Raw genomic sequence first — 7,883 nt, forward strand, 5'->3', positions numbered from 1 at the left:
TGCCGCAGCCTGAGGCCCGTTGCGACGTTGACAGGAAGCCCGCCAAGCGGGCTTTTTGTTTTCAGCGCACCGCCACCGTCATCGAGGCCAATCATGCACTGCTTGCGGGATCCCTAAGCCGCGCGGAACTCACAACGGTGCGCCACAATTGCGGCACGCTTCGGCCTTAACCACCTCAAAATACGCACAGCGACGAGGTCAAACTTAAGAGGCACATAGCCGGCGCGTTTGCGACGACGAAGTGAGTGCCGGGTGGCCCATATGTGCCGACGCATGACCAGACAGCCGCTACGATCCACCGTCACATGTTGGGAGCCATTGCTGCCGCTATACTCCGGATCTCCCTTCCTCACACTTTCCCGGCATGAAGCGCATTTCCGTCCGGCACTCTCCCATTCACGGAAAGGGTGTCTTTGCCCTGCGGGCGCTTTCCGTCGGCGAGCGCATCTTTGAGTACAAGGGGCTTGTCACCACCTGGCGGGAAGCGACCCGCACGTACGCGCGGCGCGCCGACGCCGGGCACACTTTCCTCTTTGGATTGTCGGACGGGCGCGTCATTGATGGCGGCCGCGGCGGTAACGGCGCAAGGTGGCTCAACCATGCGTGCAAGGCGAACTGCGAGGCGATCGAGCAATCAGGTCGCGTCTACATCAACGCTCTCAGGGATATCCAGCCCGGCGAGGAGCTGTTCATCGACTATGCACTCGAAGTCTCGGCGAAAGCGCGCGATTCAGCCAGCGAGTACGCCTGTCGCTGTGGCGACAGGCGTTGCCGCGGCACCATGCTTGCTCCGATCTAGGTTCGCTCCGCAGACGGTTCCCATCAACGCGGTACGCGGCGACTGCGGGTCCAGTGCCACTGGGCGCGGAAGCCTCCGCAGATCAGGCACAACGAACGCGTCAAAGCCCGTGGTCCGCACTGCATGTGGCCGTTGGGACATTATTTGTTCAACGCGCCGTTGCCGCCGAAGTGCCGGTGTCGGCCACAAGGCGACTCTCACTGTGTCGTCGCCCGGACGTTCAGACGTCGCGTCCGTACCGGCAAGCCGCCGTTCAATCGGAAATTGGAATCATTTTTTCATTGTCGTAGTGGCGTAGTCCGATGCCCGCTCGATGCAGAGTGCGACTAACCACTGACATTGATGTATTCCTCGCATGCGTATGTCGTCGCCCGAAGGGGCGGCAACCTGCTCCCCGTATATTGTCCGGCGAGATTTATGTCGTCTGGACATCCGTTTGCAGCGGCGCGACATCAAGCTGCCCGTCTTGCCGTTCGGCAGCCAGCGGGCGAGGTATGGCGACGCCGTAGCCTTGTATATAGTCGACGCCGATTCTCGAGAGACAAGCGATGACCGCCTCGTTTTCCGCAAACTCAGCAATGGTTTTCTTCCCCATCGCGTGTGCGACCTCGTTGATAGACTGCACAATCGCATAGTCCGATTTGCTGTCAAGAATACCTTTGATAAAACTGCCGTCAATCTTCAGATAATCGACGTTCAGGTGCTTCAGATAACTGAATGTCGACATGCCGCTGCCAAAATCGTCGAGCGCGAAGCGGCAACCGAGTGCACGCAGTCTCTTCATCAAGACGATCGCCTTTTGCAAATTGGTGATTGCCGCCGTTTCGGTAATCTCGAAGCATATTCGGCTCAACGCAATCTCGTAACGCCGTCTTTGTGCGACGATATAGTCGAATAGTCGTTCGTCGCTCAATGATGCCCCTGACAGATTGATCGACCACGTATGCGCCGGATGCGCATTGACGTTGAGCGCGGAGAACGCGGCCGCAATGACCCAGCGATCGATGGCCGGCATCAGGTTATAGCGCTCGGCGGCGCTGATGAACGTCCCGGGTAGGACCACGCCGCCCGCAGCGTCCTTCATCCGCAGCAGGAGTTCGACGTGAGAGTCGTCGTGCCCACCTCGTTCTGGCGAGGCATGCACCGGGACAATCTCCTGCACATACAGACAAAAGTGGTCATGATCCAGCGCGGCCTTCACGCGCGACACCCACTCCATCTGCGTATTCGCGACCGACACATCGCGATCGTCCACACTGAACACATGCACGCGGTTTCGGCCTTGCTCCTTTGCCATATAGCACGCGATATCTGCGGCTTTCATTGCCTCTTTGGCCGTGGCGATAGTCGGACCGACTGCGACGACGCCGATGCTCACGCCCGTCGCGAGCATACGTTCAAACCACGGGACGCGAATGGCCGCCACGGTCTCACGCAGATGCTCGGCGACATGCATCGCATTGGTAATCGCGCAATGCGGCAGCACGACACCGAACTCGTCTCCGCCCAGCCGCGCGAGCATGTCGCCTTTACGCAGGCCTGATTTCAGCGTCGCACCGACGTAGCGGATCAGTTCATCGCCGGCCGCGTGTCCGCATGTATCGTTGACCACCTTGAACTGATCGAGGTCGAGGAACATCACGGCGTGGCTCGACTCTGCGTTCTTCGTTCCCGGATCCAGCAGTCCGTTAAGATAGCGTTCGAATTCGCGCCGATTGTATAGATCAGTCAGTTCGTCGTGCGTCGCCTGATAAGCCAGCTCCTGCGCGTGCTTGCGTTTCGCGCTGACGTCATAGAGCACGGCAACCATGCCGATCAGGTAGCCGTCCGCGTCACGCAACGTCGAGGCGGCGTAGTCCACTTCGAGACGAGTGCCGTCCGCTCGCGCGACGGTGTGATAGTGCGTGGCATCGGCATCTCGGGCCCGATGACGCACGTTCGAGCAGTCGCGCGCGTACGCGACGCGCTCACCCGTCGCCTCATCGCGCAGGTCGCTGACGGCATCGAACGCAAGCATGTGCATGTCGGCGCGCATGCGCCCCAACATGCGCTCGGCCACGGCATTGCAATAGGTGATGCGGCCGTCGGCATCGGTGCGGAACACGGCATCGTCAATCGATGCGAGTGTCACTTCCGCCAGTTCCTTCTCGGTGTACGCGCTCGCTTCTGCTTTCTTGAGATCGGACACATCGAACAGACAGCCGACCATACGAACCGCGCGCCCCTGGGAATTGCGGAGCGCCTTGCCGCGCGAATGGCACCAAATATAGCCGCCATGGGTGGTCCTGAGACGGAATTCGACGTCGTAAGCCTTGTTCTGCGACAGGTGCTCGCGCATCGCGTGCTCGGCTTTCACGATGTCGTGCGGATGAATCAGATGCGTGAACTGGAATGTGGTGTTCGGGGGGCGCGCTTCGCCACGATAACCGAGTAGTTCATAGATCCAGCCTGATACATGGAACGACTGGCGTTCGATGTCCCAGTCCCACAGGCCCGCGTTGATGCCTTCGAACCCGAGTTCAAGACGCTCTTCGTTCTTGCGCAGCTTCGCTTCCAGCCTTGCGCCGCGCGCGAACGCGAGCTGCACGATGGTCGTGACGATGCACACCAGCAACAGCGAGGCGAGCGTCAACGCGGTGATCAGCGCAGTTTTCGTAAGATGCGAAGCTTCGTTGAGCGAGCGCGAGAAGCCCGCTTCAATCGGCGTCACCTGCGCGTCGACCGCTTCGATCCCGGCAATGACGGTGGGCAACGCACGCGCATCGGCGTTACCTGCCTCGAGCCGCGCATGCAGACGTTCGCCAATCTCGACGAGCCTTAGCACATACACGTCGCCGGCATTCCAGTACTCCACCGCGCGGCGCACGAGCAACACGCCGCCAAAGTCGCGATACAGCCAGATCATGCCGTCCACGTCTTCACGCGCTATTTCGCCGCGCCCGAATGCATCGACAAGGCGCGCGTAATCGGGCTGCGTCTTGTTCATTTCGAGTTTGGCCTCGCGGTCCGCAAGCGGAACGGCGATGCGCTTAAGAAAAGCCTGATAGTCGCGTTCGTCGCCGCTATGCGCGAACCGTTCGAGCGCACGCACGGCGTCCTTCTCGCCTTTGGACCATTGGCTCTCGCCGCCGATGTAGGCGAGCAGCACGGACATCACGCTTACACTGAACGAAGCGAACGCCGTCATCAGGATGGTCATTAGCCACATCGAAGCGAGTGCGGTGCCTGTGCGCAGCCCCCGCTTCACGTACGACCAGGCGTGGTGCCACCCAGCGACAATCTGTTTCATCGCGCCTCCGGTAGCGGCATGCGGTCTGGTTATCGTGCTACGAGATGACACGACTCGTTCAGTCGGCGAGCCTGAATGCAGCCACCGTGTCGTCAAGTTCCTGGCCCTGATACCGCAGCGATTGGGACGCGGCCGACGCCTGCTCGACAAGCGCCGCATTCTGCTGCGTGACGTTATCCATCTGCGAAATCGCCTGATTGACCTGTTCGATGCCGCGCCCCTGCTCTTCGGAAGCGGCCGCGATCTCCTCGACGATTTCAGTGACGTGTGCCACGGCCTGCGTCACGTCGGCCATCGTGCGGCCTGCGTCGTCGGCCAGGGCCGAACCGTTCTGGATCTCCTGCACAGACCGCGCGATCAGTTCCTTGATTTCCTTCGCCGCTTGCGCCGAGCGTTGCGCGAGGCTGCGCACTTCGCCCGCAACCACCGCGAAGCCCCTGCCTTCTTCGCCCGCCCGCGCCGCTTCGACGGCGGCGTTCAGCGCGAGGATGTTGGTCTGGAATGAGATGCCTTCAATGATCCCGGTAATGTCGGCGATCTTGCCCGAGCTTGCGCTGATCGCTTCCATCGTCGTCACCACCCGTTCGACGGTCTCGCTGCCGCGCCGTGAAATCATCGATGCATTCGATGCGAGCGTCTTCGCATGTTGCGCGCTCTCGACATTCTGCTTCACCGCCGACGTCAATTGCTCCATACTGGCGGCCGTTTCCTGCAGCGAGGCGGCCTGTTCTTCCGTGCGGCGGCTCAGGTCGCTATTGCCGGTGGCGATTTCATCCGTCGCGCTAGATACATTCGCGCTGCTCGTACGCACGCGGCCAACTGTCTCGGTGAGCCGGTCGTTCATCTCGCGCAGTGCCTTCAGCAGCTCGCCCGTTTCGTCGTTGCGATCCACGACGACGCGGCTCGTCAGATCGCCCATCGCCACAGTGCGCGCGACTTCGACGGCCCGCGTGATCGGCGCCGTAATCGAGCGCACGATGTGCAAGCTCAACACGATGGATGTGAAAATTGCGAACAAACTCACGCCGAGAACGACGTTGCGCAACAACGCATAGCGTTCTTCGAAGCTCTGCACGATCGCTTCCTGGCGGGTCTTCGTGAAGCTCGCATAGGCATCGGTCGCCTTGACGAGCTGGGCCAGCAGTGGACGGCATTCGTCGTCCATCTTCCTGATCGCCTCGTCGCGGTGATTGCTGAGCGCAAGGCCCACGATGTCCAGCGCAACAGGCCCGTACAACGCTTCCACGCGGTTCATCTCGGCGACCAGGGTGCGCGCGGTTTCGCTCGTGTCGCTCGCGCTGCTAATCATGTCGTTGAGCTGCTTAAGCTTGATTGCCACGTCCTCATGCGCGCGCTTCACGGCCGCGGTCTCCAGATCCAGATCCGCCTGGCTCGTGACAAGCACGAGATTGCGCGCGGCAATTGCACGACGGTCGACAGCCGCCCGCACTTCGGCTGCGACCTGCACGCGCGCATCGATGCCATGCACGTAACGGCTGAAGCCTTCCGTCGTGCTAGCCAGGCTCAAAAGAGAAACGACGGAAATGACGAGTGCGATAGCTGCCATCGACAGAAAACCGATGAACAGCCTCGTTTTGATGGTCAAATTCTTCGCCACTGCTGTGCCCCCGATACTTGTTATGAAATCAGCTATCAACTGGATACATATGTGGAAGACTTGGTCTCCCCGGTTCTATGCGGCGTTCATGGAAGCTTCAGCAAAGCTCATGGCTCCGCCTCATGACCCACAGCGTCATCGCCTGTCCGGGTGAACGCGATCATCAATTCGGTGGTACGGCTTGACGAGTTGCGCCAACTGAGCGGCGTTGCACCCGTGAAAGTGAAGGAATCGCCCGCCTGCAGAAGCACGACATGACCGTCGATCGACACCTCGAGTGAGCCTTCCAGCACCACGCCCACCACTTCTCCTTCTTCGGACACGTATGTTCCATCGCCCGACGTGCTGCCCGGCGGCAACGCGCAGCGCCGCAATCCGAGATTGCGCGCCTGTGGCGGCGTCAGGATTTCGCGGCTGCCCAGTACGCCGAAATACTGCACGACGTGGCCACCTGCCCGCGCGACGTGTCCGTTCGCTTCGCTGCCGACCTCGGCCGACTCGCGCAGCAGCATTTGCGCCGTCACGCCCAGTTCAATCGCAATTGCGTTCAGCGTGCTCACGGAAATCGATTTCAGGCCGCGCTCGATCTGACTTAACAAAGCGATCGAGATGCCGCTCGCCGTCGCGATCTCGGCCAACGACTTGCCACGCGCCTGCCGCAGGTGCCGCAACTGCTGGCCAATCCATAGATCGACGACGCTTTTGGACCGGCGCGGCGCGGGTTGCGGCGCGCATTCCGGTGTGGATTTCAGATGAGTGACAGCGGGTTTTGGCATCGGTAAAAATTTTACGTTTAACAATTTTTAACGAGCCTATGTGGTACGAGGTGCGCGGGCAATCTGGGGAATTCCCGCTCTAAAGTCTTTATGACTTTTGTCGAAGGAAGCGAGATGGCTGCACGGCGGTTGTCGCCCGCGTGCGAAGTACTACGCTCCGCGCTTCCAGCGCCTCCTCGTCGACCGCGCTCGGGGCTCCTCGCGTAGACGCAAGTATCCGCAAGGCGATCCACTGGGTACCGGCTATGGTCCGGTCTCGCCGTCAGCAGTTGCGACTGTGCCAGGAGTCGGGCTTCCATATTTCGGGGATTGGCGTGCCGCTGTATTAGCCAGCGTTGCGTGCGTGCGACGCATGCACCACTCTGGCTTTCACTTGGATCGACGACTGGCCTGACGCATTGAAAACGGAACGGCAGTTGGTCATCCCCAAACGGCCATTGCCAGCGTGTGGTGTCGAACGACGGTTGAGGGTCCAGCCTGTGTGAAAACGTGTTGATCGCCTACACTGAATCAACGCGCTGAGACCGGGTGACGCATGAAGCGATTCGTTGAAGGCGATGACCGCAAACAGGTCGCACTACTTCCCGAACGCGTCGATGACTACATCGACGCCGACAACCCGGTCAGGGTTATAGATGCCTTCGTCGACGAACTGGACCTTGCGGAACTCGGTTTCGACGGTGTTGCACCAGCGACCACCGGCCGGCCGTCCTATCACCCCGGGGTGATGCTCAAGATCAATATCTACGGGTACGTGAACCGCATACGCTCCAGCCGGCGGCTGGAGCGTGAATGCCAGCGCAACATCGAATTGATGTGGCTAACGGGCCGACTGGCTCCGGACTTCAAGACAATCGCGGACTTTCGCCGTGACAGCGGCATGGCCATTCGCAACACATGCCGGCGCTTCGTCGAACTGTGTCGCGGGCTGAAACTGCTATCCAGTGACATGGTGGCCATCGATGGTAGCAAGTTCAAGGCGTCAAACAGCCGGGACCTGAACTACACAACAGGCAAGATCGACAAGCGCCAGCAGCAGATCGAAGAGAGTGTGCAACGCTATCTCGACCTGATTGAAACCGCAGACCGGACCAGTCCAACAGGATTCGCCGTGAAGACTGACCGGCTGTACGAGAAGATCGCCCTCCTGCGCCTGCAGATGCGCGAACTCGCACAGATCAGGAAGCAGCTTGCTGGGCAACCGGACAAGCAACTATCAGTGACGGATCCCGACGCGCGCTCCATGGCAACAAGCGGAAGAGGCTCCGGCATAGTGGGCTATAACGTGCAGGTAGCGGTAGATACGAAACATCATCTGGTCGTTGAGCACGAGGTAACCAACGTCGGAAATGATCACGGGCAACTCAGCAGAATGGCGCTCGCTGCAAAAAAGGCGATGGG

Annotated in this window: 5 protein-coding genes; 2 read left to right on the forward strand and 3 right to left on the reverse strand. The window is 60.3% G+C overall.

Annotated features, from left to right (window positions below; genetic code table 11):
- The first annotated feature begins 364 nt into the window (after positions 1–364).
- The gene (locus tag U5A52_RS42490) at positions 365–799 is read left to right on the forward strand and encodes an SET domain-containing protein (protein WP_321940356.1); all 435 of its coding nucleotides are present in this window, start codon (positions 365–367) and stop codon (positions 797–799) included.
- 415 nt (positions 800–1,214) lie between these two features.
- Here the strand turns inward: U5A52_RS42490 and U5A52_RS42495 are convergent, their stop codons facing one another.
- The 3 genes from U5A52_RS42495 to U5A52_RS42505 all read right to left on the reverse strand — a co-directional run bounded on the left by U5A52_RS42495 (position 1,215) and on the right by U5A52_RS42505 (position 6,482).
- The gene (locus U5A52_RS42495) at positions 1,215–4,088 is read right to left on the reverse strand and encodes an EAL domain-containing protein (RefSeq protein WP_321940358.1); all 2,874 of its coding nucleotides are present in this window, start codon (positions 4,086–4,088) and stop codon (positions 1,215–1,217) included.
- Positions 4,089–4,146: 58 nt separating this feature from the next.
- On the reverse strand, positions 4,147–5,694 hold the full coding sequence (locus tag U5A52_RS42500) for a methyl-accepting chemotaxis protein (RefSeq protein WP_321940359.1): 1,548 nt from the start codon (positions 5,692–5,694) through the stop codon (positions 4,147–4,149).
- A 119-nt stretch (positions 5,695–5,813) separates the two neighbouring features.
- Entirely contained in the window at positions 5,814–6,482 is a 669-nt protein-coding gene (locus U5A52_RS42505) for an XRE family transcriptional regulator (RefSeq protein ID WP_321940361.1), read from the reverse strand.
- Positions 6,483–7,017: 535 nt separating this feature from the next.
- Here U5A52_RS42505 and U5A52_RS42510 point away from each other — a divergent pair.
- Positions 7,018–7,883: transposase (locus U5A52_RS42510; protein ID WP_321940362.1), on the forward strand; the 866-nt coding region annotated here is incomplete at its 3' end.

The organism is Paraburkholderia sp. J8-2, from assembly GCF_905220195.1.
In the GTDB taxonomy this organism is placed as follows: Bacteria; Pseudomonadota; Gammaproteobacteria; order Burkholderiales; family Burkholderiaceae; genus Paraburkholderia.